General features: G+C 65.3%; 25 protein-coding genes and 1 pseudogene. 12 read left to right on the plus strand and 14 right to left on the minus strand.

The genetic code is table 11. The features are described 5' to 3' along the window. Nucleotides 1-99: 99 nt before the first annotated feature. From IRZ56_RS20480 to IRZ56_RS20520, 9 genes are all read right to left on the minus strand, one after another. Nucleotides 100-1,497 (minus strand): sigma-54 interaction domain-containing protein, encoded by a 1,398-nt coding sequence (locus IRZ56_RS20480; protein WP_196146614.1) that lies wholly within the window; start codon nucleotides 1,495-1,497, stop codon nucleotides 100-102. Nucleotides 1,498-1,563: 66 nt separating this feature from the next. Beyond that, on the minus strand, nucleotides 1,564-2,580 hold the full coding sequence (locus tag IRZ56_RS20485) for an ABC transporter permease (RefSeq protein WP_196146615.1): 1,017 nt from the start codon (nucleotides 2,578-2,580) through the stop codon (nucleotides 1,564-1,566). Then, nucleotides 2,580-3,638 (minus strand): microcin C ABC transporter permease YejB, encoded by a 1,059-nt coding sequence (locus IRZ56_RS20490; protein ID WP_196146616.1) that lies wholly within the window; start codon nucleotides 3,636-3,638, stop codon nucleotides 2,580-2,582. Before IRZ56_RS20490 ends, IRZ56_RS20485 begins: the two co-directional genes overlap by 1 nt. After that, complete coding sequence (locus IRZ56_RS20495) at nucleotides 3,635-5,476, minus strand: extracellular solute-binding protein (protein ID WP_196146617.1); 1,842 nt, start codon at nucleotides 5,474-5,476, stop codon at nucleotides 3,635-3,637. The genes IRZ56_RS20490 and IRZ56_RS20495 overlap by 4 nt, the downstream gene beginning before the upstream one ends. 127 nt (nucleotides 5,477-5,603) lie before the next feature. Beyond that, nucleotides 5,604-5,885, minus strand: a complete 282-nt coding sequence (locus IRZ56_RS20500) for a peptidylprolyl isomerase (RefSeq protein ID WP_084857752.1) — start codon at nucleotides 5,883-5,885, stop codon at nucleotides 5,604-5,606. A gap of 78 nt (nucleotides 5,886-5,963) precedes the next feature. Beyond that, on the minus strand, nucleotides 5,964-7,025 hold the full coding sequence (locus tag IRZ56_RS20505; protein ID WP_196146618.1) for a 3-deoxy-7-phosphoheptulonate synthase: 1,062 nt from the start codon (nucleotides 7,023-7,025) through the stop codon (nucleotides 5,964-5,966). A gap of 664 nt (nucleotides 7,026-7,689) precedes the next feature. Then, nucleotides 7,690-8,841, minus strand: a complete 1,152-nt coding sequence (locus IRZ56_RS20510) for an acyl-CoA dehydrogenase family protein (RefSeq protein ID WP_196146619.1) — start codon at nucleotides 8,839-8,841, stop codon at nucleotides 7,690-7,692. Nucleotides 8,842-8,857: 16 nt separating this feature from the next. After that, on the minus strand, nucleotides 8,858-9,922 hold the full coding sequence (locus tag IRZ56_RS20515) for an enoyl-CoA hydratase/isomerase family protein (RefSeq protein ID WP_196146620.1): 1,065 nt from the start codon (nucleotides 9,920-9,922) through the stop codon (nucleotides 8,858-8,860). A 189-nt stretch (nucleotides 9,923-10,111) separates the two neighbouring features. Beyond that, entirely contained in the window at nucleotides 10,112-11,014 is a 903-nt protein-coding gene (locus IRZ56_RS20520; protein ID WP_196146621.1) for a bile acid:sodium symporter family protein, read from the minus strand. Nucleotides 11,015-11,299: 285 nt separating this feature from the next. Between IRZ56_RS20520 and IRZ56_RS20525 the strand changes: the two genes are divergently transcribed. The 7 genes and pseudogenes from IRZ56_RS20525 (at nucleotide 11,300) to IRZ56_RS20555 (ending at nucleotide 16,584) form a co-directional block, all read left to right on the plus strand. After that, nucleotides 11,300-12,181 carry a Dyp-type peroxidase gene (locus IRZ56_RS20525; RefSeq protein WP_196146622.1) on the plus strand — a complete coding sequence of 294 codons (882 nt, stop codon included), beginning with the start codon at nucleotides 11,300-11,302 and terminating at the stop codon, nucleotides 12,179-12,181. Nucleotides 12,182-12,493: 312 nt separating this feature from the next. Next, a pseudogene (locus IRZ56_RS20530) lies at nucleotides 12,494-12,613 on the plus strand (KGG domain-containing protein); the annotation flags it as partial. 62 nt (nucleotides 12,614-12,675) lie between these two features. Then, on the plus strand, nucleotides 12,676-12,864 hold the full coding sequence (locus IRZ56_RS20535; RefSeq protein WP_196146623.1) for a hypothetical protein: 189 nt from the start codon (nucleotides 12,676-12,678) through the stop codon (nucleotides 12,862-12,864). Nucleotides 12,865-12,882: 18 nt separating this feature from the next. Then, complete coding sequence (locus tag IRZ56_RS20540; RefSeq protein WP_196146624.1) at nucleotides 12,883-14,211, plus strand: iron-containing redox enzyme family protein; 1,329 nt, start codon at nucleotides 12,883-12,885, stop codon at nucleotides 14,209-14,211. Then, nucleotides 14,211-15,164: a methyltransferase gene (locus tag IRZ56_RS20545; protein ID WP_196146625.1), complete on the plus strand. Its 954-nt coding sequence runs from the start codon at nucleotides 14,211-14,213 to the stop codon at nucleotides 15,162-15,164. The genes IRZ56_RS20540 and IRZ56_RS20545 overlap by 1 nt, the downstream gene beginning before the upstream one ends. Nucleotides 15,165-15,169: 5 nt before the next feature. Then, nucleotides 15,170-16,321, plus strand: coding sequence for a carboxylate-amine ligase (locus tag IRZ56_RS20550; protein WP_196146626.1), 1,152 nt, complete (start codon nucleotides 15,170-15,172; stop codon nucleotides 16,319-16,321). A gap of 29 nt (nucleotides 16,322-16,350) precedes the next feature. After that, a complete protein-coding gene (locus tag IRZ56_RS20555; RefSeq protein WP_196146627.1) occupies nucleotides 16,351-16,584 on the plus strand; it encodes a PLD nuclease N-terminal domain-containing protein in 234 nt (77 codons plus the stop codon). A 104-nt stretch (nucleotides 16,585-16,688) separates the two neighbouring features. Here the strand turns inward: IRZ56_RS20555 and IRZ56_RS20560 are convergent, their stop codons facing one another. Genes IRZ56_RS20560 through IRZ56_RS20570 form a run of 3 tightly spaced genes read right to left on the minus strand, consistent with a single transcriptional unit; the run spans nucleotide 16,689 to nucleotide 18,166 of the window. Continuing rightward, a complete protein-coding gene (locus IRZ56_RS20560; RefSeq protein ID WP_196146628.1) occupies nucleotides 16,689-17,132 on the minus strand; it encodes a DUF421 domain-containing protein in 444 nt (147 codons plus the stop codon). An 8-nt stretch (nucleotides 17,133-17,140) separates the two neighbouring features. Continuing rightward, complete coding sequence (locus IRZ56_RS20565; protein WP_196146629.1) at nucleotides 17,141-17,647, minus strand: hypothetical protein; 507 nt, start codon at nucleotides 17,645-17,647, stop codon at nucleotides 17,141-17,143. A 15-nt stretch (nucleotides 17,648-17,662) separates the two neighbouring features. Further along, complete coding sequence (locus IRZ56_RS20570) at nucleotides 17,663-18,166, minus strand: CinA family protein (RefSeq protein WP_196146630.1); 504 nt, start codon at nucleotides 18,164-18,166, stop codon at nucleotides 17,663-17,665. Between the two features lie 189 nt (nucleotides 18,167-18,355). Here IRZ56_RS20570 and IRZ56_RS20575 point away from each other — a divergent pair, with 189 nt between their 5' ends. The 3 genes from IRZ56_RS20575 to IRZ56_RS20585 all read left to right on the plus strand — a co-directional run bounded on the left by IRZ56_RS20575 (nucleotide 18,356) and on the right by IRZ56_RS20585 (nucleotide 20,329). Beyond that, nucleotides 18,356-19,261, plus strand: coding sequence for an SDR family oxidoreductase (locus tag IRZ56_RS20575; RefSeq protein ID WP_196146631.1), 906 nt, complete (start codon nucleotides 18,356-18,358; stop codon nucleotides 19,259-19,261). A gap of 78 nt (nucleotides 19,262-19,339) precedes the next feature. After that, complete coding sequence (locus IRZ56_RS20580; RefSeq protein WP_196146632.1) at nucleotides 19,340-19,477, plus strand: PSPA7_2676 family Cys-rich small protein; 138 nt, start codon at nucleotides 19,340-19,342, stop codon at nucleotides 19,475-19,477. Between the two features lie 9 nt (nucleotides 19,478-19,486). Next, nucleotides 19,487-20,329: a Ku protein gene (locus IRZ56_RS20585; protein WP_196146633.1), complete on the plus strand. Its 843-nt coding sequence runs from the start codon at nucleotides 19,487-19,489 to the stop codon at nucleotides 20,327-20,329. Nucleotides 20,330-20,373: 44 nt separating this feature from the next. On the opposite strand, the gene IRZ56_RS20590 is transcribed toward IRZ56_RS20585, so the two are convergent. Further along, a complete protein-coding gene (locus IRZ56_RS20590) occupies nucleotides 20,374-20,622 on the minus strand; it encodes a hypothetical protein (protein WP_196146634.1) in 249 nt (82 codons plus the stop codon). After that, the gene (gene ligD / locus IRZ56_RS20595; protein ID WP_196146635.1) at nucleotides 20,622-23,126 is read right to left on the minus strand and encodes a DNA ligase D; all 2,505 of its coding nucleotides are present in this window, start codon (nucleotides 23,124-23,126) and stop codon (nucleotides 20,622-20,624) included. Before ligD ends, IRZ56_RS20590 begins: the two co-directional genes overlap by 1 nt. Before the next feature lie 158 nt (nucleotides 23,127-23,284). On the opposite strand from ligD, the gene IRZ56_RS20600 reads away from it, so the two are divergent. Together IRZ56_RS20600 and IRZ56_RS20605 are read left to right on the plus strand one after the other, a co-directional pair. After that, the gene (locus IRZ56_RS20600; RefSeq protein ID WP_196146636.1) at nucleotides 23,285-23,761 is read left to right on the plus strand and encodes a phosphotransferase system, HPr-related protein; all 477 of its coding nucleotides are present in this window, start codon (nucleotides 23,285-23,287) and stop codon (nucleotides 23,759-23,761) included. Between the two features lie 2 nt (nucleotides 23,762-23,763). After that, nucleotides 23,764-23,994 (plus strand): metallothionein, encoded by a 231-nt coding sequence (locus IRZ56_RS20605; protein ID WP_084857788.1) that lies wholly within the window; start codon nucleotides 23,764-23,766, stop codon nucleotides 23,992-23,994. Nucleotides 23,995-24,304 lie beyond the last annotated feature (310 nt).

Below are 24,304 nucleotides of genomic sequence, written 5' to 3' on the forward strand. Positions count from 1 at the left end.
ACAAAGGAGGTTCGGGAAGTAGCGTAGCTCCCTGTAGGAGCGGCCTTGTGCCGCGATCGGGCGCAGCCCTCGCGCTGTCTACAACTGTAGACTCGAGTCTCAAAGAATGGACGAAATGCCCAGCGCGACCATCTTCTTGTACAACGTCGACCGCCCCAACCCCAGCGCTTTCGCGGCCTGCGGCACGTTCCCCGCACTGTCGGCCAGCGCATCGACAATCAACGTCCGCTCGAACGCCTCGCAGGCCTCCCGATACCCCTGGCGAGTCGCTCCGGTCGACGCCACCGGGCTCAAAGGCCCGAGTGCTTCGCGCACGTCCTCTACGCCCAAGCGTGAGCGGTCGGCCAACAAGGACGCCCGCTCCAGCACATTGCGCAGTTCGCGGATATTCCCCGGCCAGGCATGCCGTGCCAACAGCGCCTGGGCGTCGGGCTCGAGCTCGTACTGGCTGCCCAGCTCGGCGAGAATCGCCTCGCACAGCGCCGGCAGATCCTCCAGCCGTTCACGCAGCGCCGGCACCTGGATCGGCAATACATTGAGTCGGTAATACAGATCGGCACGGAAGGTGCCGCGTGCCATGGCCGCCTGCAGGTCGATCGAGGTGGCCGCGATGATGCGTACATCGCTGCGCAGCATCTGGTTGGAGCCGACCGGCTCATACTCCTTTTCCTGCAATACCCGCAGCAATTTGCTTTGCAGGGCCAGCGGCATGTCGCCGATCTCATCGAGGAACAGGGTGCCTCCTTCAGCCAGTTGCAACTTGCCGCTGCGTCCCTTGCGATCGGCGCCGGTGAACGCGCCCGGCGCGGTACCGAAGAATTCGGCCTCCAGCAGCGTCTCTGGAATGGCGGCGCTGTTGATGCTGACGAAGGCTTTGTGCGCCCGTGGCGAGGCGGCATGGATGGCGTGGGCCAGCAGTTCCTTGCCGGTGCCGGTCTCGCCCAGCAGCAATACCGGCGAGTCGCTGCCCGCGCCACGGCGGGCGCGGCGCTTGGCCTCCAGGCTAGCGGCACTGGTGCCGACGAATTGGGCGAAGCTGTACTTGGCCTGGCGTGCCTTTAGCTGCGAACGTGTCGAAGCCAGCTCCTGCTGCATGCTCGAATAGCGCTTGAGCAAAGGCGAGAGGCTGCGCAATTCATCGAACAGGGCAAAACCGATGGCCCCGATCAGCTCGCCGCGCTCATCGTGGATCGGCAGGCGCATTACCACCAACGGCTCGTTGGGCGTGTCGAGCATGTCCAGCAGGATCGGCCGCCCGTTGGTGACCACATCGCGCATCAGGCTACCGGGGATCACCGCCTCGCAGGGCTGGCCGATGGCGCTGGCCGCATCGGCCAGGCCAAAGCGCCGGGCATACCGCTCGTTCATCCAGACGATCCGCGCTTGGCGATCGACGATCACCGTGCCTTCGCTGGATTGCTCGATGATCTCGAACAGCGAGCGGATCGCCAGTTGGCGGACCTTGGGGTAGTCCTTGAGGCTGTCGCTTTCTTGCATGGGGCCGGGCCTTTGGAATGCGGTGGCAGGGATTATGGCTATAAGCGCTGCCTTTGTGAGAGCAGGCTATGCCCGCGGGTCGAACGCCTCGCGCAACGCATCGCCGATGAACACCAGCAGCGAAAGAATCAGCGCCAGGGCAAAGAACGCCGTGAACCCCAGCCAAGGGGCCTCTAGGTGCTGCTTGCCCTGGGTCACCAACTCGCCCAGGGAGGCACTGCCTGCCGGCATGCCGAAACCGAGGAAGTCCAGGGCTGTCAGGGTGGTGATGGCCCCGGTGAGCATGAAGGGCACATAGGTCAGGGTGGCGTTCATGGCGTTGGGCAGGATGTGCCGCAGCATCACCTGCCCATCCGACAACCCCAGGGCCCGCGCAGCTTTCACGTACTCCAGGTTGCGCCCACGGAGAAATTCGGCCCGCACCACATCCACCAGGGTCAACCAGGAAAACAGAGCCATGATCCCCAGCAACCACCAGAAATCCGGCTCGACGAAACCACTGAGGATGATCAGCAGGTAAAGCACCGGTAGCCCCGACCAGACTTCCAGCAAACGCTGGCCGAGCAGGTCCACCCAACCGCCGTGGTAGCCCTGCAGGGCTCCGGCAGTTACGCCGATCAACACGCTGACCACGGTCAAGGCGAAGGCGAACAGCAGCGACACCCGCGTGCCATACAACACTCGCGCCAGTACATCGCGACCCTGGTCATCGGTGCCCAGCCAATTGTGGGCACTCGGCGGGCTGGGCGTGGGCACCTGCAGGTCGTAGTTGGGCGTGTCGGCGCTGAACGGAATCGGCGCGAACAGCATCCAGCCACCCTGGCCTTCGATCAACTGGCGGACATAGGCGCTGCGGTAGTCCGGCTGGAAGGGCAGTTGGCCGCCGAACTGCTGCTCGGTGTAACGCTTGAGTGCCGGGGTATACAGCTCGCCTTTGTACGAGAGCAGCAGCGGCTTGTCGTTGGCCACCAGCTCCGCGCCCAGGCTCAACAGCACAATGCCGGTGAACAGCCACAGCGAGACCCAACCCAGGCGGTTGCGCCGGAAACACTGCAAGCGACGTCGAGCGACCGGGGAGAGCATCAATGTGCCCTCGCGTCGAAATCGATGCGTGGGTCGAGCAGGGTGTAGCCGAGGTCGCCGATCAGGCGGATCAACAAGCCGGCCAGGGTAAAGATGAACAGGGTGCCGAACACCACCGGGTAGTCCCGCGACACGGCCGCTTCATAGCTCATGCGCCCCAGGCCGTCGAGGGAGAAGATCACCTCGATCAGCAGCGAGCCTGCGAAGAATACCGTGATCAGTGCCTGGGGCAGCCCGGCCAGGACCAACAGCATGGCATTGCGCAGCACATGACCGTAGAGCACCCGACGTTCGCTCAGGCCCTTGGCACGGGCGGTGACCACATACTGGCGGGATATCTCGTCGAGGAAGGCGTTCTTGGTCAGCAGCGTCAGGGTGGCGAAGCCGCCGATCACCAGGGCGCCGACCGGCAGTACCAGGTGCCAGAAATAGTCGGCCACCTTGCCCAGCACGCTGAGCTGGTCGAAGTCCTCCGAGACCAGGCCGCGCACCGGAAACCAGTTCAGCGAAGTGCCCCCGGCGAACAGCACGATCAACAGCAGGGCGAACAGGAACGACGGCAGGGCGTAGCCGACGACGATCAGGGCGCTGCTCCAGGCATCGAAGCGGCTGCCATGGCGCACGGCCTTGCGGATGCCCAAGGGGATCGACACCAGGTAAGTGATCAGCGTGGCCCAGAAGCCCAGCGACAGGGTCACCGGGAGTTTTTCCAGGATCAGGTCGGTGACCTTCGCGCCACGAAAGAAGCTCTGGCCGAAGTCCAGGCGGGCATATTGGCCGAGCATCAACCACAGGCGCTCAGGGGCAGACTTGTCGAAGCCATACTGGCGCTTGATTTCCTCGATCAACTTGGGGTCCAACCCCCGGCTCGCGCGGGACTCGCCATGCACCGTTTCGGCCCGCGCACCCGGCGCGCCACCACCGAGGCCCTGCAAGCGCGCCACGGCTTGTTCTACCGGCCCGCCCGGGGCCGCCTGGACGATGGCGAAGTTGACCAGCAGGATCGCCAGCAAGGTGGGGATGATCAGCAGCAAGCGGCGCAGGATGTATGCCGTCATGGGGTGGCCTTCAGGCGCTCGGCCATCTGCTCATTGGTCAGCGGTGTCGGGCTGATTTCCCACCAGGTGTCCAGACCCTCGTCGTAGGCAGCTTGCACCTTGGGCAAGCCGAAGCGGTTCCACCAGACCGTGGAACTGCCCGGTGGGTAGTAATTGGGGATCCAGTAGTAGTTCCACTGCAGCACTCGGTCCAGGGCATGGGCGTGGTGCAGCATGTCGGCTTGGGTTTCGGCGCGTACCAGCCCATCGAGCAAGGTGTCCACGGCCGGGTCGCGCAGCACCATGAGGTTGTTCGAGCCAGGGTCCTTGGCGGCGGCCGAGCCGAAGTAGTTGTACAGCTCGGCGCCAGGCGAGAGGGTCACCGGGTAGCCGGTGACGATCATGTCGTAGTCGCGCGCCATCAGGCGGTTGACGTACTGGGCCGAGTCGACGTTGCGGATGTTCAGGGTAATGCCGATTTGCGCCAGGTTGCGCTTCCAGGGCAGCAGCAGGCGCTCCAGGCCCGCCTGGCCATTGAGAAAGGTAAAACTCAGAGGCTCGCCCGCGGCATTCACCAGGCGGTCGTCCTGTGGATGCCAGCCGGCCGCTTGCAGCAGGGCCAGGGCCTGCAACTGCTGGGGACGGATGATGCCCGAACCATCGGTCACCGGCGCCTGGTAGACCTGGGTGAAGACTTCGTCCGGCACCTGGCCGCGCAGCGGCTCGAGCAGCTTAAGCTCGGCGGCATCAGGCAACTGGCGCGCCGCCAGCGGGGTATTGGAAAACACGCTCTGCTGGCGGATGTACAGGTTGCGCATCATCTGCCGGTTGCTCCATTCGAAGTCCCAAAGCATGGCCAGGGCCTGGCGCACGCGGCGGTCGTGGAACACTGGCCGCTCCAGGTTGAATACGAAGCCCTGGGCGGTCTGGGGCTTGGCCGGGCCCAAGTGCGCCCGTTGCAGGCGGCCGTCATCCAGGGCGTCGCCGTTGTAGCCGAGCGTGAATGCAGTGGCGGAGAATTCACGGTTGTAGTCATAGCCACCGCCACGCAGCACCTGACGGGCCACCTCGGTGTCGCCGAAGTATTCGATGCGGATGCGCGCGAAATTGTAGCGGCCGCGGCTGGCAGGCAGGTCCCGGGCCCACCAGGTCGGGTCGCGCTCGAAGGTGATGCTGCGACCGTTGTCGATCCGCGCGATGCGATAGGGGCCACTGCCCACCGGTGTGTCGAAGCCTGCGCCATTGGCGAAGTCGCGCCGCTGCCAGTCATGTTCGGGTAGTACCGGCAGGCTGGCCAGGTCCAGGGGCAGGGTGCGGCCGTGGGGTTGCCTGAAGTCGAAGCGCACCGTGCGTGGGCCTTCAACCACCACGGCGGCGACGTCGGCGAACTGGGTGCGATAGCGCAGGCTGCCCTTGCTCATCAACAGCTCGAAGGTAAAGCGCACGTCTTCGGCGCGTACCGGCTTGCCATCGGCGAAGGTGGCCTTGGGGGCGATCTCGACGCGCAACCAGGCATCGTCGGGGCCGCGCTCCATGCGTCGGGCGACCAGGCCATAGACGGTATAGGGCTCGTCGAACGAGCGCACCGCCAGCGGGGCGTAGAGCCAGCCATCGACTTCGCTGACGCCGATGCCCTTGTCGATATACGGCAGGATATGGTCGAACTGGCCAATCTCCAGGGCCGAGCGCCGCAGGGTACCGCCCTTGGGGGCGTCGGGGTTGACGTAGTCGAAATGGCGGAAGGAGGCGGGGTAGCGCGGGGCTTCACCATAGACGGTGAGGGCGTGGGTGGGCGCGGCGTGGCTGGTCGAGGGCAGGCCGAGGAACCAGACGATGCACCAGGCTATCGAGCGACGCATGCCCCGGTGGGAACGGGCTTGCCCCGCGATAGCGGCAGAGGCGGCAACAGTGTCGCCCCTGCTGGCGCAATCGCGGGGCAAGCCCGCTCCCACAGGGGGGAGGCGGGCGGACAGGGCCAAGTCAGGCTCAGTCCTGGCGGCTGGTCACTTCCAACAGGTGGTAGCCGAACTGGGTCTTGACCGGGCCTTGCACGGTGTTGACCGGGGCGCTGAACACGACGGTGTCGAACTCCTTGACCATCTGGCCCGGGCCGAACGAGCCCAGGTCGCCGCCCTGACGGCTGGATGGGCAGGTGGAGTTGGCCTTGGCGACTTCGGCGAAGTCGGCACCGGCTTCGATCTGTGCTTTGAGCTCGTTGCACTTCTCTTCGGTGCTGACCAGGATGTGGCGGGCAGTGGCACGTGCCATGGGAAGGGTACTCCTTGGGTGAAAAAGGCAAGCCTAGCGCACTTGTCCGGGGTATGTCTCGCCAGGCTTGCACCGTGCTCACAAACGCTCGGCCGCGCGTCGCAACAGTGCCTCGGTCGAGTCCCAGCCCAGGCAGCCGTCGGTGATCGACACGCCGTATTTCAACGGGCCTTTGCCCAGCGCCTGGCAGCCGTCGAATAGGTGGCCTTCGAGCATCATGCCGATGATCGAGCGGTCGCCCTGCAGGCGTTGCTCCAATACATCCTCGAACACCGCAGGCTGGCGGGCCGGGTCTTTGCCGCTGTTGGCGTGGCTGCAGTCGACCATGATGCGCGCGGTCAAGCCGGCCTTGGCAAGCCCCTGGCGGGCCTGGGCGAGGCTTGCGGCATCGTAGTTGGGGCCCTGGTGACCGCCGCGCAGAACCAGGTGGGTATCGGCGTTGCCGAAGGTCTCGATGATCGCCGGGTGGCCTTGGGCGTCCATGCCGAAGTGGCGGTGTGGATGGGCGGCGCTGCGCATGGCGTCGCAGGCGATGCCGACGCCACCGTCGGTGCCGTTCTTGAAGCCCACCGGGAGCTCCAGGCCGCTGACCATCTCGCGATGGATCTGCGACTCGGTGGTACGTGCGCCGATGGCGGCCCAGCCCAGCAGGTCGTCGAAGTAGCCGGCGGCCATCGGCTGCAGCAGCTCGGTGGCGACCGGCAGGCCACGCTCGATCATGCCCAGCATCAGCCCGCGGGACAGGGCGATACCCCCGTGCATGTCGTCGCTGCCGTCCAGGTGCGGGTCGTAGGCCAGGCCTTTCCAGCCCACCGTGGTGCGCGGCTTTTCGACATAGGCGCGCATCACCAGCAGCAGCTTGTCATCCACTTCGCGGCTTAGGGCGGCCAGGCGGTCTGCGTATTCGAGCGCCGAGCGCGGGTCGTGGAGCGAGCATGGGCCGACCACCACCAGCAGGCGTGGGTCGAGGCCTTCGAGGATGGCGCGTATGGCCTGGCGATGGTGCTGGACTTGCTGGGCGAGGGCACTGCTCAGTGGCATTTGCTGCTTGAGCAGATGCGGGCTTGGCAAGCGTTGGCTGACGGCGGTGTTGGCAGCCTGGGGCTGGGTCAGGGGCAGGGCGAGGTTCGATGATTGCATGGCGTATTTCCCTGGGCGGACGGCGGGTTCAAGCCCGCGCGGTCGGCCCTATCGAGGTGTTCGACAGATATTCGGTGAGGTACTGCGTACGGCGTTGCCACCCAAGGTCGACCGAACGGAGGCGGCAGGCTGGCCCGAACGGGATTGGCTAAATCGCCAGGTGTAGGTGTCTGCGTAGTGATAAGTGATGTAGTTCATGAATCTGTCCTCAACGTGAATCGGTGTTTTTCAAAAGCCTGGAAAAGCAAAACCCCCGGGGCGGGGAGCCGACCGGGGGTTTGAGTATTCTCGTATTCGGCGGCCCCTCGAAGGTGGGCGCCGTGTGGGTATCAGCGGCGCCTAGTGGCTAAACCAATACCCAAAATAAAAGCTGGCAACGGACTGGCAGCGGGCAACGGCCGACACAGGGCGCGCGGTGCGACCGGTGTGGTTGGCGTGGTTGCGGATGCTGTGGGTCATGTTGCTCTCCAGTGAATGAGCCCGAGCTTACTGCACCTTTGCCGTGGCATTCAATGGATAAATGCTATGGCGTCGATCATTTTTGAGCGGTCTTCGAGGCTGCTCTGCGGCCTGTTCGCGGCGCAAGGCCGCGCCTACAGCAATCGCGGCGACCTTGTAGGAGCGGCCTTGCGCCGCGAAAGGGCCGCGTAGGCCCCAATGGACCTCACAACGGATAGTGCTTGAGTTCCCGCGCGATCAGCATGCGCTGGATCTCGCTCGACCCCTCGTAGATCTGCGTGATACGCGCATCGCGGTAATAGCGCTCCACTGGGTAGTCCTCGAGGTAGCCGTAGCCGCCATGCACCTGGATCGCCATCGAGCACACCCGTTCGGCCATCTCCGAGGCGAACAGCTTGGCCTGGGAGGCTTCGGAGAGGCACGGTTTGCCGGCGCTGCGCAGGCGCGCGGCGTGGAGGATCAACAGGCGTGCGGCATTGACCTGCACCTGCATGTCGGCGAGCAGGTTGGCGATGCTCTGGTGTTCATTGATCGGCTTACCGAACTGCACGCGATCGCGGGAGTACGCCAGCGCCGCCTCGAACGCGGCGCGGGCGATGCCCAGGGCCTGGGCGGCGATGCCGATACGGCCACCCTCGAGGTTGGACAAGGCGATGGCCAGGCCCTTGCCACGCTCGCCCAACAGGTTGGCGGCTGGGATGCGGCAGTCGTCGAGGGTCACTGCGCAGGTATCGGAGGCGCGGATCCCCATCTTGTGCTCGCTGCGGTCGACCTTGAAACCGGGGTTGTCGGTGGGTACCAAGAACGCCGAGAGGCCTTTTTTGCCAAGCTCCGGGTCGGTCACCGCGAAGACGATGGCCAGCCCCGCGCGGCGGGCATTGCTGACGAATTGCTTGGCGCCGTTGATCACCCAATGGCCATCTATCAGCTCGGCGCGGGTGCGCAGGTTGTGGGCCTCGGAGCCGGCCTGGGGTTCGGTCAGGCAGAAACAACCGATCACCTCGCCGCTGGCCAGGCGCGGCAGCCAGGCCTGTTGCTGCTCGGGCGTGCCATAGGCCAGCAGCGGGCCGCAGCCGACCGAGTTGTGAATGCTCATCAAGGCACCGGTTGCGCCGTCGCCGGCGGCGATTTCCTCGACCGCGAGGGCATAGGCCACGTAGTCGGTGTAGCTGCCGCCGAAGGCTTCCGGCACCACCATGCCGAGCAGGCCCAACTCGCCCATCTTGCGCACCACTGCATCGTCGATCCAGGCCGCCTTTTCCCACGCCTGGGCGTTGGGCGCGATCTCGCCACGGGCGAAGTCCCGGGCCATGTCGCGGATCATGATCTGTTCTTCGCTCAGTTCCAGGTCTTGCATCTGTGTACTCCTCGGCTCACAGGCCTTCGAAGAATTGCTCCACGCGTTGGCGGTCGAGCCCGGCGAGGGTCGGCGGGTTCCAGCGTGGCTGCTTGTCCTTGTCGATGATCAGGGCGCGCACGCCCTCGATGATGTCGCCGTACTCGAACCATTGGCGGTCCAGGTGCAGCTCCATGGCGAAGCACGCCTCCAAGCTCAGGTGGCGCCCGCGACGCAGCATCTCCAATGTAACCGCCATGGCCAGGGGCGAGCGGCTTTCCAGCTGGTCGGCGGTGGTCAGGGCCCATTGGTGGCTGTCGCCGATGCTTACGGCGCGCAATTGCTCGATGATGCTGGGCAGGTCGGGCAGGGCGAAGAAATGATCGATCACCGGGCGCAGCTTGGCCAGGGGCGCGTCGTCCAGCACCTGGGTGCCGAGCTTGGCCAGCAGGCCTTGCAGGTCCTTGAGCGGGTGGTCGCCGAAGGCCAGGCGGTCGAGGCCGGCGTCCAGGGCGGCGAGTTTGTCGCTCTCCAGGTACCAATCGGCCAGGCCGCAGTAGAGCGCGTCGGCGGCCTGGATCTGCGTGCCGCTGACGCCCAGGTAGGTGCCCAGCTCGCCGGGAATGCGTGACAGGAAATAGCTGCCGCCGACATCCGGGAAATAGCCGATGGCCACTTCCGGCATGCCCAGGCGGCTGCGCTCGGTGACCACGCGCAGGTCTGCGCCTTGTGCCAGGCCCATGCCGCCACCGAGGGTGAAGCCGTCCATGAGCACCATCACCGGCTTGCGGTAGTGATGGATGCACAGGTCCAGGGCGTACTCTTCGACGAAGAAATCCGTGTGCAGGCGGGTGCCGGCCTTGAAGCTGTCGTGCAGCGAACGGATATCGCCGCCGGCGCAGAAGCCCTTGGGGCCTTCGCCACGCAGCACCACGGCGTGCACCTGCGGGTCTTCGGCCCATTGGTCGAGGTGACTGTGCAGACTACGCACCATGTCGAGGGTCAGGGCATTGAGGCCGGCGGGACGGTTGAGGGTCAGGTGGCCGATATGGTTACGGATTTCGGCCAGCACCTGGGCCTCGGAATGAGCGTGCGCGTTCATCGCGGTCTCCCTGCTTTGTTATTGATTTTCCAAGTGAAGTTTGGAGTGCGCTGGAGGATCGCAGGATCCTGGCATGCGAATATGCCATGCACAATCGACAAATCTGCAGCACCTTTTTGCATTTTTGCGTGGTACGGTCCTCCAGGCCCGTCCTGTCACTGTAGCGCGTGGGGGCGTGCCATACCCGGTTCAATCGCCCGCGGCGGGGCGCTGGGCCGGGGATACACCCTGCGTCTGGCCGCGGCTGACCCACCAGCCGAACGCCGCGGCGGTGAAGAACATGATCAGGCTGTACAGCGCTGCGGGCACCGCCATGGTCGCATTGTTCAGCAGCGAAGGGCTCAGGGCCAGGGCGATCGCCAGGGTGCCGTTGTGGATGCCGATCTCCATGCCGATGGCAATCGCTTGCCGGCGCGGGATGTTCAGCATTCTTGGCACCCAGTAGCCCACCCCCAGGCTGAGCAGGTTGAACAGCAGCGCGGCACCGCCCACCACCGGCGCATACTCGACCACGGTTTGCCAGTCCTTGGCCAGGGCCAGGATGATGGTAAAGGCCAGGAACAATGCCGCCAGCAGCTTCATGGGTTTCTCCATGCGGTTGGCGAAGGCGGGTGCCCAGCGGCGGACGAGCATGCCCAGGGCCACCGGCAGCAGGACGATGGCGAACACCTGCATGACCTTGGCAAATTGCAGAGGGATGGCCTGGTCCGAGGCCATGAACCACATCAGCGACAGGTTCACCAGCAGCGGCATGGTCAGTATGGCGATCAGCGAATTGACCGCTGTCAGGGTGATGTTCAGCGCCACATCACCATGGGCCAGGTGGCTGAACAGGTTGGCCGTGGTGCCGCCGGGCGAGGCAGCCAGCAGCATCAGGCCCACCGCCAGGGCCGACTCCAGGCCCAGGCCGTTGGCGATCAAAAAGCATACCAGCGGCAGCAGCAGGATCTGGCATGCCAGGCCCACCACGACCGGCTTGGGATATTTCACCACCCGGGCGAAGTCGGCCAGGGTGAGCGAGAGCCCCAACCCAAGCATGATGACGCCCAGGGCGAGAGGCAGGACAGCGGTGAGCAGCGGCGACGCGGTCATGGTGGCATTCCTTTGGCAAGTTGAAGGCAGTCTAGCCGCAACCTGATACCCGGCACGTTGCAGTTGTGCGAACGCTAAAGCGGGTCGTTGCGCCTGCCCCGAGTCGATTTGCCGCTTGAAGGCAGCGCCCTACGGCTCTAGCATTCCGGCTTTCTGAGGCTGCCGCGTGGCCCATCGCGAGACAAGCCTGCTTCTACGACCTCCTGTAGGAGCGGGCTTGCCCCGCGATGGCCTGCATAGCAGGCCCAACCAAGCACTACGCTCTTACCCGAGGATTAGCCACACATGCCGTTCCAGCAAGGTCTGCTTGCCACACCCGTTCCCGCCCACGCCCGCCACCTGTTCTTCGCCGTACAGTCGGCCGAAGCGCTGCCGGCGGCACTCGACGCCTTGTTGCCGCAGGTCGATGGGCAGAGCCTGATCCTCTGCGTGGGTGCCCCCCTGGTCAAGGCGCTGGGCCGTGAGGTTCCTGGCCTGCGCGCCTTCCCTCAGTTGGATGCGATAGTGGAAAACCCCAGCACCCAGCACGCCCTGTGGCTGTGGTTGCGCGGCGAGCAACGTGGCGACCTGTTCCTGCGCGCCCAGTCCCTGGAGCAAATGTTGGCCCCGACATTGCGCCTGGTGGACAGCGTCGATGGCTTCCTGCATCGCGGCGGCCATGACCTGACCGGCTACGAGGACGGCACCGAGAACCCGCTGGACGAAGCGGCCGTGGAGGCTGCCATCGTCGCCGGCGACCAGGCCGGCCTGGCCGGCTCCAGCTTCGCCGCCTTCCAGCTGTGGAAGCACGATCTGAACTACTTCAAGTCGTTGCCCCAGCAGGAGCAGGACAACATCATCGGCCGTCGTCTGAGCGACAACGAAGAGCTGGACGACGCCCCCGCATCGGCCCACGTCAAGCGGACCGCCCAGGAAAGCTTCGCCCCGGAGGCGTTCGTCGTGCGGCGCTCCGTGGCCTGGGCCGACGAGCGTGGCGCGGGCCTGGCCTTCGTGGCCCTGGGCCATTCGCTGGATGCCTTCGAGGTGCAGCTGCGGCGCATGAGCGGCCTGGAAGACGGCATCATCGATGGCCTGTACCGCTTCAGCCGCCCGCTGACCGGCGGCTACTACTGGTGCCCGCCCATGGGCCCGGCCGGTGTCGACCTGAGCTTGTTGTTGCAGGCCTGACCTTCGAATGCCGCCGGCCACGCGCCGGCGGTTGCCTACCCCACCATCCATCGGCTAACCCACGCCATCCTCGTATGCGGCGAAGTGCTCCAGGGCATGACCAAGGCCCAGTGAGGGCACATCTTGCGCGCCAAATAAACCGTGGCCGCTTATTTAACGCCACCGGTCCGGCGGTGCCGGAATAATGCGAATCCCGTTTTATCGCCGTACTCCCAAGCTATGTACGGCAGCGGCCGTGCATCCCGAAGCCACACGAGGTAACAGACCATGGCCAATAAAGAAAACAGCAGGACCGGCAGCCAGGGTGGATCGAAGAACCCAGGCAATTTCGCCAACGACCGCGAGAAAGCTTCCGAAGCCGGCCGTAAAGGCGGGCAGCACTCCGGTGGCGGCCGTTCCAGCGAGTCGAGCCGCAAGGGCGGCCGCTCGTAAGTGAGGCAACGCAGTGCCAGGTGTCCTGGCACTGCGATTACTTCCTGCCAGGAGGATTTCCTATGCGCATGGCCCCATTGATCTGCCTGCTCGGCAGCTTGACGCTCGTGGGCGGATGTTTCGATCGCGACGACGATCACCCGGCCAAGGACGCCGACCCCAGCAAACCGTCGCTGCAAATGCAAAAGCCTGACGCGCCGGCCACCGAGCCTGCCCCTGACTCGCAGCCGGTACCGTCCCAAGACAACTGATCGCGCAAGGAGTGAGGCATGACGGTCATGACCCGCAAGGCCGCCCCCGTGGCGCCGGCCTTGGCCGCGAACGACAGCCTGGAGCGACGCTACCAGGCCCTGCTGCAAGGCCGTTGCGAAGACAGCGCCCAGTGGCTTGCCGAACAACTGGACCGGGCTGACACGCTGCCCGATGACCTGCCCACTTCAGCCGCGCAACTGGACGATTGGTCCGCGCGACATGCCGCCAAGGTCGCCCGTGACCATGCGGCCTACCTGCAGGCGCGGCGCCAAGGGGCGCCACGCCGCTACTTCGCCAACCGCGCCCAGGCCCTGTGGTTCCTCCAGCAGGTGGCGCCGACCAAGGCGGTGGATGGCGCATGGCTGCAAGGCCTGCTGCACCAATGGCCCGACCCACGCTACCACGGGTTGATCCGCACCTACCTGGAAGAACTGGGCGACGGCGACCCACGCTGCAACCATGTGCTGATCTACCAGCGCCTGCTCAGCCGCCTGGGCTGCCTCGAACCGCTGCCTCTGGCGCCGGAGCGCTACCTGCAAGGGACCGTGCAGTTGGCCCTGGGGCAGAACACCGAGGCGTTCCTGCCCGAGGTGATCGGCTATAACCTCGGCTATGAACAACCGCCGTTGCATCTGTTGATCACCACCCATGAATTGGCCGAGCTGGGCATCGATGGTCATTATTTCCAGCTGCACGTGACCATCGACAATGCCGCCAGCGGTCATGCCCACAAGGCCATCCAGGCGCTGCGCCAACTTTGGCCGGCAGAGGACGGCGAGGGGTTCTATCAACGGGTCCGGCGCGGCTATCGGCTCAACGACCTGGGCACCGACACCCCCAGCCTGATCGCCAGCTTCGACCTCGAGGACGAATTGCTCGCGGCCCTGGAGCGCAAGCGCGCTTTCGGCCAAATGATGCATTCGGACCACTGCCGCCTGCAGGGGCGCAGCATCAACGAGTGGTTGTCCGAAGCCGACGCCATGCCGGGCTTTCTCAAGGCCCTGCAGGGCCAGGGCTGGGTGCGCCGGGGTGAAGATCCGGCGCGCAGTCGCCTGTGGAAGTTGATCGAAGGCCCGGCCGCCGCCATGTTCGGCGTGTTCAGTGCCTACGAGAAGCAGCTTTGGCACGACTGGATCGCCAATGGCTGGGAAGCGCCCCGGCAACCCCGGGTGGCGCCTGGTAGCTGGCAGCTGGATGTCGAGCCGGACGACACCGGCATCGAGCGCACGCCGGTGTCGGTGCTGATCGAACGCATGGCTGGCAACGGCCACGCCCTGCCGGAAGGCCTGCGCGCAACCCGCGCGTATATCCAGGCCACCGGGCTTGCCCAGGAGGAGTCCCGCTGATGCTGCTCGCCGAAGAACAGATCCAGGCCGACGAGGCCCTGCTACAACTGGGCCGGCGTTTGCGCGCCGATGGCTATCGCTTCACCTGCGTGACGCCGGCGACCCATGCCCGCAACAACGCCCGCGAAGGGGCCGGACGGGCGCGTACGCTGCGCGATGTGTTCGGCTGGAGTCGGCCGTTCGCCGCTTCGTTGATTTCGGCCGACGAGCTTGCACAGCTGACCGCGGCGCAGGTGGTGGTCGAGGAGGGCGAACTGCTGCGCAGCACGGTGCGCTGGTCCAGCCTGGACGACCTATTGCTGGTGCATTCGGCATTTCCCACCGATGCCAGCGACGCTGTGTTCTTCGGCCCGGACAGCTACCGTTTCGCCCAGGTGATCCATGACCATCTCCAGCGCTGCCCCAACCCTGTCCAGCATGCGGTGGATATCGGTTGCGGCAGCGGTGTCGGCGCACTGCTGATCGCGCGTGCTGCCCAGCACGCCCAGGTCAGCGCGGTGGACATCAACCCGCTGGCCCTGCGCTACACCGCCATCAACGCAGCCCTGGCGGCCGTGGGCAACCTCTCGGTGGAGCCGAGCGACCTGCTTGACGGCATCACCGGCACCTTTGACCTGATCGTCGCCAATCCACCGTACATGCTGGATACGAGCGAGCGGGTCTATCGCCATGGGGGTGGGGCGCTGGGCGCTGGACTGTCCTTGCGTATCGTCGAGCAGGCGCGCGAACGCCTGAGCCCTGGCGGCTCGCTGTTGCTTTACACGGGCGTGGCCATCGTCGAGGGCCGGGACGCGCTGCTCGAGGCCGTCCGCCTGTGCCTGGCCGGGCCCCAATGGAGCTGGGTGTACCGCGAAGTGGACCCAGATGTGTTCGGCGAACAGTTGCTCGAGCCGGGCTACGAGCAGGTCGAGCGCATCGCAGCGGTGGCGTTGACCGTCACCCGTAACACCTGATGGCCATGTACCGACCCTGCACGTTTGGTATCGAGGAAGAATACTTGCTCGTGGACCTGGGCAGCGGCCGGGTACTGGCCACGCCATCGCTGGGGGTGGCTCGGCGTTGCCGGGAGATCATGGGCCCGTATTTCGCCGAGGAGATGTTCCGCAGCCAGATCGAGGTTGCCTCGCCGGTGTTCGGTAACCTGCATGAGGCGCACCAGTTTCTGGCGAGCAGCCGCCAGCGCCTGGCTGAGGCCCTGGCCCAGGAAGGCGTGGGTCTGTACTGCGCCGCCAGCCACCCCAGCGCCCAATGGCTGCGCCAACGGGCCAGGACCACGCCGCATTACCGGCAAGTGTTCGACGACTACCAGCACGTGGCCCGGCGCAGCCTGCTGTCCGGCTTGCATGTCCATGTCGGCGTGCCGCCGGGGTGCGACCGCATCCAGTTGATCAACCGGGTGTTGTACTGGCTGCCGTTGTTCTTGCTGCTGAGCACTTCGTCGCCGTTCTGGGGTGGGCACTGCACAGGCTACATGAGCTACCGGCGGGTGATCTGTGCCGAGTGGCCGCACATGGAACTGCCCGAACCCCTGGTCGACTGGGGGGCCTACGAGCGCTACCGGGCATTGCTCGAACGTACGGGAGCGTTGGCCAAGGACGGAGACTTCTGGTGGGCGATCCGCCCGTCCCGACGCTTCCCCACGGTTGAGCTGCGCATTTGCGACGCCTGCCCGCGCCTGGAGGATGCGCTGTGCATCGCCGGGCTGTTCCGTCACCTGGTGGAAAGCTGCCTGGCCAACCACCATGCCCTGGACCCACTCACCCGAGAGACGCGCTGGATCACCCAGGAGAACTACTGGCGCGCCAAACGCCATGGCCGGCATGGGCAATACATCGGCGTGCACGAGCAGGCGCCGGTCACCGCCGAAGGCTGGCTCGCGCAGTTGCAGGCCCGTTACCCGGCCGCCACGGTGGATGCCGAGCGCGCTTTCATCCAGGCCCAGCGCATCCTGCGCGAGGGCACCAGCGCTGACCACCAGCTCGACTGCCTGGAGCAGGCCCGCGGCGTGGGCCTGGATGCACGCCAAGCCTTGCACGCGGTGGTCGACCAGGTGTTGGCCCAGGGGCGGGGCTGCGAGCCGGTGCTCGCCCTGGCCCAGGGGCACGTCTGAACCCATTCGTATTCGAGGAGGTACTCGCCATGGGCGATCTGATGATCTACTTCTGGATAGCGGTTGCGGCAATCATCCTGTTGGTGGACCTATGGGCCATCGTCAGTGTGTTCCGCAGTGAAAAACGTGACAGCACCAAGATCCTCTGGGCCTTGCTGCTGGTGATCTTCCCCGTGGTCGGGCTGGTCATCTGGGGCCTGTTCGGGCCCCGGGGTATCAAGCCTGGCGCCGGGCCTACATCGCCGGAGCACAGCAAGGGTTGAAATCCCATCGCGGGGCAAGCCCGCTCTCATAGAACAACGCATAACTATTTGAGTTTGCAGGTCCTTTGTGGGAGCGGGCTTGTCCCGCGATGAGGCTACGCCGATCATGCCTCCTTGATGATCGAGATCTTGCCGTTACGCTCCACAATCGCATAGCGGATCTGCTCCACCGTCTCCACCCCTTGGCTGTCGCGCGCCGACTCGAGGATATCGTCCTCGGTCAGGCGCGCCTTGCGCATGCGTCCATGCAGGAATCGCCCATGTTCCACCACCAAGGTGGCATGGCCGTCCAGCACTCGGGCCAGGCGCCGGGATTTCAACTTGGCCAGCGACAATCCCACGTCCAGCATGATCAAGGTGGCGATCACCAGCATGGCGTTGATGAACGAGAAGTCTTCACCCAGCAACGCTTGCTGGGTCGCTTCGCCGATGATCATCAGCAGCACGAAGTCGAAGGTGGTCAAATCGCCCAGCGAGCGCCGGCCAGCGATGCGGAACAACAGCATCAGGGCGACGTACATGGCAGCGGCGCGAAGGATCGAATCCATGACGGCTCCTAGGGATAGACGAAGCTGGAAAAGCGTACGGCGCTGTTCGGCCCCGCGCGCACCACGCCTTCGAGCGGGCCGGGTGCATCGGCTCGCAGTGTCAGGTAGAGGGTGGCCTTGCCATCGCCGCCGGTGCCCAGCTGCAGCTGCAAGGCCCGGCCCTGGGACAGCGACGCCAGCGGTTGAGGCTGCATCGTCTCGATGCTGGCCTCGCGAAACAGCGAGCCGCTGAGCACCACCGTCACCGGCCCGTCGCCGCTGCCATGCACGCTGATGCGCATGCTGTCCATGGCCCCGGCACGGTTGAAGCGCTGGTATTCGACCTTCACCCGACCGTCGGCGCTGGAAACCTCGGCCCGGCTGAGCGGGCCGTTGCCGAACAGCCCCGCCAAGGCCAGCAGTACCAGCAGCACCAGCATGTACCAGCCGACCCGCTCGAAACGCCAGACCCGGCGCTGCATGGGCATGTCTTCCTGTACTGGCTGGTTTCGCGAGCGCTGTTCATCGTCGCTCATCGGTGGCTCCTTCGGTCAGGCCCGCTCACCCCGCAGCCAGCGCTCGTGATAGTGACGCAGGCGGGTCAGCCCATACAGCGCGGCCTGGCGCAACACCTCGGCGCGGTCGCCGAAAAAGCGCTGGCTGCGGGTGAAGACGGCGATCGGCTCGCCATCGAAGGCCCAGGCGAAGCACAAGGTGCCCGGGGCGATACCGTCGGTGCCCTCGGGGCCGGCCACGCCGGTGGTGGCGATGGCGACATTGGCGGAGCTGTCCTTGAGCGCACCGAGGGCCATTTCCCAGGCGACTGCCTCGCTGGTCAGCCCATAGCGCTCGATGGTCGCCGTGCTGACCCCCAGCAGGCGCTGCTTGGCCTTGGGCGAGTACACCACGTAGCCGCTCTCCAGCGACTCGCCAAGCCCTGGGTGCTCGGCCAGCAGGGCGACCATGCGCCCGGCGGAACACGACTCGGCTGTGGTCAGGACCAGCTCATGGGCTTTGAGGTAGTCCAGGACATCCTGGACGGGATCGTCATGCATTGGCTGCGCCTCGTTCGGGCCTTTTGCGATGGACGCCAGGCCTAGGCCAATGGTTCATCCGGCCTGCATCTACCACCCGTCGGCACACCCGGCGGGCCGGACAAACCTTCGTTTGCCGGGCGGCCTCGAACGCTTAGGTGCCCTCGCGGGCCAAGCCGTTCGTTGAAATGCCGAATAAGGAGGCACGCCATGCCCAACAAACCCCGTGACCAGTTCAGCATGCAGAACCCGCTGACCCAGTACCCGCACCCGCCATTTCCCGACCAGACCCAGGCTCCACCAGGCCTCGATGCCAACATGCAGCCCAAGCCCGACCATGGCGAAGACACCTACAAGGGCTTCGGCCGCCTGGCCGGGCGCAAGGCGCTGATCACCGGAGCCGACTCGGGGATCGGCCGCGCCGTGGCGATTGCCTTCGCCCGCGAGGGGGCCGACATCGCCCTCAACTACATGCCCATGGAGCAGGCCGACGCCCGCGAGGTGATCAAACTGATCGAGGCCGAAGGGCGCCAGGCGATCGCCATTCCCGGTGACCTGAAAGACGAAGTGTTCTGCAAGGAATTGGTCGACCAGGCCCATGAACAACTCGGTGGCCTGGATATCCTGGTCAACGTGGCCGGCAAGCAGGAGGCACGCAAGGACATCGGCCAGATCAGCCATGAACAGTTCGACCATACCCTCAAGACCAACGTCTACGCGCTGTTCTGGCTGTGCCAGGCGGCCGTGCCGCTGATGCCGGCCGGGGCGACGATCATCAACACCGCCTCCATCCAGTCCTACCAGCCTTCGGCGACGCTGCTCGACTATGCCACCACCAAGGCGGCCATCGTTGCCTTCACCAAGGCCTTGGCCAAGCAGGTGGTCGAGCGTGGCATCCGGGTCAACGCCGTGGCGCCGGGGCCGATCTGGACGGTGCTGCAGCCTAGCGGTGGCCAGCCGCCGGAGAAAATCCCGGAGTTCGGTTCGCAGTCGCCGATGAAGCGCCCGGGGCAGCCGGCCGAATGTGCTCCGGTGTACGTGCTGCTGGCGTCCCAAGAGTCCAGCTACATCACCGGCGAGGTGTTCGGCGTCACGGGTGGCAACCCGCTGCCGTAGGGCAGGGCGAGCAAACCTTCAGGGCGGCATGCGGTCCTTGGTAGTAGTTGCCCCGGTGAAGGGGCAGGGAGGTGGCCGATGACATTCATCTGCCTACTGCGTGGTTGCCAGTGGTGCGCCACGCCCATTTCCGAAATCGCCGGGCTGCAATGCCAGTGCTGCGAACGGTGTGGCGCGCAGCGCTACTGCCGGCCCGGCCAACCGTTCGAACCCTAGGAGCAAGCCATGGCCCGGGCAATCTGGAAAGGCGCGATCAGTTTCGGTCTGGTGCACATCCCCGTTAGCCTCAACACGGCCGTGCGTACCGAGCGTGTGGATTTCGACTGGCTCGACAAGCGCAGCATGGAGCCGGTGGGCTACAAGCGGGTGAACAAGGTCACAGGCAAGGAGATCGACAAGGAAAACATCGTCAAGGGCGTGGAGTACGAGAAAGGGCACTATGTGATCATCAGCGAGGAGGAGATCCGCAATGCCCGTCCGGAAGCCACCCAGACCATCGATATCTTCTCCTTCGTCGAAGCCACCGATATCCCCCTGCAGCATTTCGACACGCCCTACTACCTGAGCCCTGACCGGCGCGGTGGCAAGGTCTATGCGTTGCTGCGCGAGACGCTGGAGAGCACCGGCAAGGTGGCCCTGGCGACCGTCGTGCTGCATACCCGCCAGCACCTGGCATTGTTGCGCCCGCTGGACGACGCCCTGGTGATGATTACCCTGCGTTGGCCCGAAGAAGTGCGTGGGCTCGAGACCCTGGAGCTGGACAAGAGCGTGACCGACGCCAAGGTGGACAAGCGCGAGCTGGACATGGCCAAGCGTCTGGTCGAAGACATGAGCGGGCCCTGGACGCCGGAGGATTACCACGACGCCTTCCGCCAGACGATTCTCGACCTGGTTGAGGAAAAGGCCAGCAAGGGCAAGATCAGTGTGGTCGAGAAGGGCGAGGGCACCGCAGAAAAAGGGGCCGATATCATCGACCTCACCGAGCTGCTCAAGCGCAGCCTAGGCGGCAAGAAAGCGGCACCGGAAAAGAAACCGACCAAGCGTTCGCGCAAGGCATCGAGCGGTTAGCGCGGGCTCTGCAGGAGCGGCCTTGTGCCGCTTCTACGGGGCCATCACGGGCTCGGTTGCGTCGAGGTGTTCTTCCTGAAACCCCGTAGGTTCATCGCGCACAGGCAGAACTGCAGGATGATCAAGGCCCAGGCCTGCACCTGCCAACCCCAGATCACCCACAGCACGTTACTGCTGATGAAGCAGCAGAAGCCCACGCGGCGTCTTCGCGGCTGCCGCGAGCCGATGCACCAGGCCGCCAGCACCGTCAGCAGCATGGCCGGCCATTGCAACAGGTCGATCACCAGCCCCATCAGCCCATCCCCATCTGCTTGCGCATGCGCGCCGTGATCGACTGGCGGGTCTTGGTCAAGTCGGCCCAAGGGTCTTGCACATCGGCCAGCCGCTCGGCCAGGTTGCCGATATGCCACTGGTTGGCGCCCTTGAGCTGGGCCAGCTCCTCGCGCCAGATCGGCACCGACACCGGCAACCCTTCACGGGCACGCAACGAATAGGCGCTGACCGTGGTGGCGCCCTTGCCGTTGCGCAGGTAGTCGATGAAGATCCGCCCGACCCGGTTCTTCGGGCCGGATACCGCGCTCAGGCGGTCGGGGAACAATCGGGCCAGGTAGTTGACGATGGCATGGCTGAAATCCTTGACCTCGTCCCAGCCGGCGCGCCGGGTCAGCGGCACCACGAGGTGGATGCCCTTGCCGCCGCTGGTCTTGAGGAACACCTTCAGGCCCAGCTCGTCAAGCAGGGTAAGGGTCAGCTGGGTGGCCTCGAGCATCGCCTTCCACGGCAGCGCCGGGTCAGGGTCCAGGTCCAGAACGAAGCGGTCGGGCTTGTCGAAGTCCTTGTCGGTGCCGTTCCAGGTGTGCAGCTCGAGCATGTTCATCTGCACCGCGCCCAGCAGGCTTTCGGCATGGTTGAGGACCATCGCCGCCTGGCCGGCCTCGGCCTTGCTGTAGCTGATCACCTTGGGGATGTGCAGTTGCCCGGCGTTCTTCTGGAAGAACAGCTCGCCGCCCAGGCCGTCCGGGGCGCGCACCAAGGCGACCGGGCGGTCCTTGAGCTGCGGCAGGATCCAGCGGGCGACTTCGGCGTAGTACTCGGCCACCTGGCGCTTGGTCACGCCGGTGGTGGCGTCGATCACCCGGTCGGGGTGGGTCAGGCGCAACTCGCCGAGCTCGGCCGCTTGGGCCTTGGCGCCGGAGGTAGGCAGGCGGGTCTTGGGCATGGCGCGCTCCAGGTCGATGGCAGTGGCCGGCTTGTCGTCGCGCAGGCCATGGAACACCGAATGGCGTACTACACCGTCGCGGGTCATCTGGGCATAGGCGACCTCGGCCAGCAGTTGTGGTTTGAGCCAGTGCACGGCACGGGCCTCGGCCCCGGTGGGCGGTTTGGCCAGGGCCGGCTTGGGCACCTCCAGCGGTTTTAACCGCGCATGGATGCTATCGAGCGTGGTGGCGCTGAAGCCCGTACCGACCTTGCCGGCATAGCGCAGCTGGCCGCTGTCGTTGTCATGCAGGGCCAACAGCAGGGCGCCGAAGCCGTTGCGGCTGCCCTTGGGGTCGGTGTAACCGACAATCACGAATTCCTGGCGTTGCTTGCACTTGAGCTTGACCCAGTCGCTGCTGCGCCGGCCAACGTAGAAGCTGTCAGCGCGCTTGCCGATCAGGCCTTCGAGTTCCAGCTGGCAAGCGCTGTCGAGCAGTGAGTCGACGGGCTGGTCGAAGTCGGCGGAAAACCGCACGTGCTCCGACTCGCGCCCCTCCAGCAGTTGGCGCAGGGTCTCGCGGCGGTCCTGCAGCGGCACTTGACGCAGGTCCTGTCCACCGAGGAACGGCAAATCGAACAGGTAGTAGACGATGTGCTCGTCATGGGCGGTGTCGAAGGCGTTCTGCAGGGCCTGGAAGTCGGCCATGCCGTTTTCGCCGGCGACCACCACCTCGCCGTCGAGCCACGCGGATTCGAGCTTGAGCTTGCGCAGGGCCTGGACCTGATGGGGCATCTTTTCGCTCCAGTCATGGCCATTGCGGGTGAACAGGCGCACGTTGTCACCGTCGATACGGGCGAGGATACGGTAACCGTCGAACTTGACCTCGTAGCGCCAATCCCCGGCCGGGGGCGAATCGACCAGCGTGGCCAGCTGCGGCTGCAGGCGCTCGGGCAGCTCGGCTTTCTTCTCCGTGCTGGCGCGTGCGCGTGCCGCGACGGGGCGTCTGGCCGGCTTGGCGTTGCTCTTGGCCCGGCGCGGCACCAGGGTTCGTTCGCTGAGCACGCTGTCGGGCTGGGCCTCGACGATGCTGTACTCGGCCTCGCTGCGCGCCTCGCCGTCGTGGGACTTGACCAGCATCCACTGCTCCTTCTTGCCGGCCAGGTGGGTACGGAACAGGTTCCAGGTACCGGACAGCTTTTCACCTTGCAGGCGAAAACGCAGCTTGCCCTTGGCGTAACCGACATGGGGGTCGCCTTCGGGCTCCCAGACCCCGCGGTCCCAGACGATCACATCGCCTGCGCCGTAATGCCCCTCGGGGATATTGCCTTCGAAGTCGGCGTAGTCCAGCGGGTGGTCCTCGACATGCACGGCCAGGCGCCGCACCTTGGGGTCCAGGGAAGGGCCCTTGGGGATTGCCCAGCTCTTGAGGGTGCCATCGAGCTCCAGGCGGAAATCGTAGTGCAGGTGGCTGGCGTCGTGTTTCTGGATGCAGTACTGCAGCGCATGGGCGGCCTGGCCACGTCGGCGCGTACCGGATGGTTCGGGCGTGGCATTGAAGTCGCGCTTGCGCTTGTACTCCTGCAGAGGCTTGGCCATGTCGGGCTCCGGGACGGTACGCGGGTCTCTAGAAGTGGGAGGGAGCCGCGCCAGGCAGAGTTCAAACTTTCCGCTTGCAAGCGCCACCGGGCAGAAACTCTGAATCATTACCCGGCCTTGGCAGTCGACCGCATGAACCCACCTGACGGAGAGCCGTGATGCCCAAGCCAGATGATCCGAAAACCAGGCCCCAGGTCGACATCGACGATACCGAGGACCGCATGGGCAGCGTGCGTGAATTGGACTTCAGCGACCGTCAAGACGAGCGCGAAGGCCGGGCCGGCGATGAACGCCCAGCCCAGGAAGTGGCCCAGGAATACCCTCCGCGGCGCGTGGTCGAAAGCGGCATGAGTGGCGGCGAAGCCTTGAGCGACAGCTTGCACGAGGACAACGTCACCCTCGACGACCTGAGCCCGGACACCCTCTATGACCAGACCGGTGCCCGCGATCCCCATGAACCCGGTGGTGCGGGCGGGCCGGCGGACAAGACCCTGCGCCGTGTCGAGGAACACGAGATCGGCGGTGGCATCGGTTTGGATGAAGCCGAGCTGGCCCGTTCCGCGCCGCTCGATGGCGAGCCCTGGACCGACGAGGTATCGCCGGTCGAACCCGATGACGATGAACAAAGGAGCTGACCATGACCGAGCAACGCTGTGCCTGCAACCACTGTGCCTGCACTGTCGACGCCAACGCCGTGCTGCAAGATGACAAGGCCTACTGCTGCGAAGCCTGTGCTACCGGCCACCGCAACGGCGAGCCATGCCGCATGGCCGGCTGCAATTGCGCCGAGATGGTGCAGCCCAAGGAGAGCAATGTGGACAATGCGCTGGACGAAACCTTCCCAGCGAGCGATCCGATTTCGCCTTGAGCCGATGACGAAACGAGCAAGCGGTTAGCGCTGAATCCGAGGATCACGCAAATTTCAATGCAGTCGATTTTTTGAAACTGCTGGTTTTGACATAAGCGCAAAGTCCGTTTGCGAGGGCGACGCTGAGTCATCTTTCCGCCTTTACGGCGGGTCACTTTTTGTCAAACGCGACAAAAAGTAACCAAAAAACGCTGGCTCCTGCATCCGGCCCCTGCGCTTCGCTCCGGGGTTCCCTCGCTCCAGCCTTGCTCCGGCGGGGCGCGGCGAAGGGCCATCCATGGCCCTGCGCCGCTTGCCAGGCATCCATGCC

This window comes from Pseudomonas guariconensis (genome assembly GCF_015680235.1).
In the GTDB taxonomy this organism is placed as follows: domain Bacteria; phylum Pseudomonadota; class Gammaproteobacteria; order Pseudomonadales; family Pseudomonadaceae; genus Aquipseudomonas; species Aquipseudomonas guariconensis_A.

Bases quoted from the DNA above. Each gene is read 5' to 3' on its own strand.
- IRZ56_RS20480 (WP_196146614.1), bottom strand. From the start codon at position 1,497: ATGCAAGAAAGCGACAGCCTCAAGGACTACCCCAAGGTCCGCCAACTG.
- IRZ56_RS20485 (WP_196146615.1), bottom strand. From the start codon at position 2,580: ATGCTCTCCCCGGTCGCTCGACGTCGCTTGCAGTGTTTCCGGCGCAAC.
- IRZ56_RS20490 (WP_196146616.1), bottom strand. From the start codon at position 3,638: ATGACGGCATACATCCTGCGCCGCTTGCTGCTGATCATCCCCACCTTG.
- IRZ56_RS20495 (WP_196146617.1), bottom strand. From the start codon at position 5,476: ATGCGTCGCTCGATAGCCTGGTGCATCGTCTGGTTCCTCGGCCTGCCC.
- IRZ56_RS20500 (WP_084857752.1), bottom strand. From the start codon at position 5,885: ATGGCACGTGCCACTGCCCGCCACATCCTGGTCAGCACCGAAGAGAAG.
- IRZ56_RS20505 (WP_196146618.1), bottom strand. From the start codon at position 7,025: ATGCAATCATCGAACCTCGCCCTGCCCCTGACCCAGCCCCAGGCTGCC.
- IRZ56_RS20510 (WP_196146619.1), bottom strand. From the start codon at position 8,841: ATGCAAGACCTGGAACTGAGCGAAGAACAGATCATGATCCGCGACATG.
- IRZ56_RS20515 (WP_196146620.1), bottom strand. From the start codon at position 9,922: ATGAACGCGCACGCTCATTCCGAGGCCCAGGTGCTGGCCGAAATCCGT.
- IRZ56_RS20520 (WP_196146621.1), bottom strand. From the start codon at position 11,014: ATGACCGCGTCGCCGCTGCTCACCGCTGTCCTGCCTCTCGCCCTGGGC.
- IRZ56_RS20525 (WP_196146622.1), top strand. From the start codon at position 11,300: ATGCCGTTCCAGCAAGGTCTGCTTGCCACACCCGTTCCCGCCCACGCC.
- IRZ56_RS20535 (WP_196146623.1), top strand. From the start codon at position 12,676: ATGCGCATGGCCCCATTGATCTGCCTGCTCGGCAGCTTGACGCTCGTG.
- IRZ56_RS20540 (WP_196146624.1), top strand. From the start codon at position 12,883: ATGACGGTCATGACCCGCAAGGCCGCCCCCGTGGCGCCGGCCTTGGCC.
- IRZ56_RS20545 (WP_196146625.1), top strand. From the start codon at position 14,211: ATGCTGCTCGCCGAAGAACAGATCCAGGCCGACGAGGCCCTGCTACAA.
- IRZ56_RS20550 (WP_196146626.1), top strand. From the start codon at position 15,170: ATGTACCGACCCTGCACGTTTGGTATCGAGGAAGAATACTTGCTCGTG.
- IRZ56_RS20555 (WP_196146627.1), top strand. From the start codon at position 16,351: ATGGGCGATCTGATGATCTACTTCTGGATAGCGGTTGCGGCAATCATC.
- IRZ56_RS20560 (WP_196146628.1), bottom strand. From the start codon at position 17,132: ATGGATTCGATCCTTCGCGCCGCTGCCATGTACGTCGCCCTGATGCTG.
- IRZ56_RS20565 (WP_196146629.1), bottom strand. From the start codon at position 17,647: ATGAGCGACGATGAACAGCGCTCGCGAAACCAGCCAGTACAGGAAGAC.
- IRZ56_RS20570 (WP_196146630.1), bottom strand. From the start codon at position 18,166: ATGCATGACGATCCCGTCCAGGATGTCCTGGACTACCTCAAAGCCCAT.
- IRZ56_RS20575 (WP_196146631.1), top strand. From the start codon at position 18,356: ATGCCCAACAAACCCCGTGACCAGTTCAGCATGCAGAACCCGCTGACC.
- IRZ56_RS20580 (WP_196146632.1), top strand. From the start codon at position 19,340: ATGACATTCATCTGCCTACTGCGTGGTTGCCAGTGGTGCGCCACGCCC.
- IRZ56_RS20585 (WP_196146633.1), top strand. From the start codon at position 19,487: ATGGCCCGGGCAATCTGGAAAGGCGCGATCAGTTTCGGTCTGGTGCAC.
- IRZ56_RS20590 (WP_196146634.1), bottom strand. From the start codon at position 20,622: ATGGGGCTGGTGATCGACCTGTTGCAATGGCCGGCCATGCTGCTGACG.
- ligD (WP_196146635.1), bottom strand. From the start codon at position 23,126: ATGGCCAAGCCTCTGCAGGAGTACAAGCGCAAGCGCGACTTCAATGCC.
- IRZ56_RS20600 (WP_196146636.1), top strand. From the start codon at position 23,285: ATGCCCAAGCCAGATGATCCGAAAACCAGGCCCCAGGTCGACATCGAC.
- IRZ56_RS20605 (WP_084857788.1), top strand. From the start codon at position 23,764: ATGACCGAGCAACGCTGTGCCTGCAACCACTGTGCCTGCACTGTCGAC.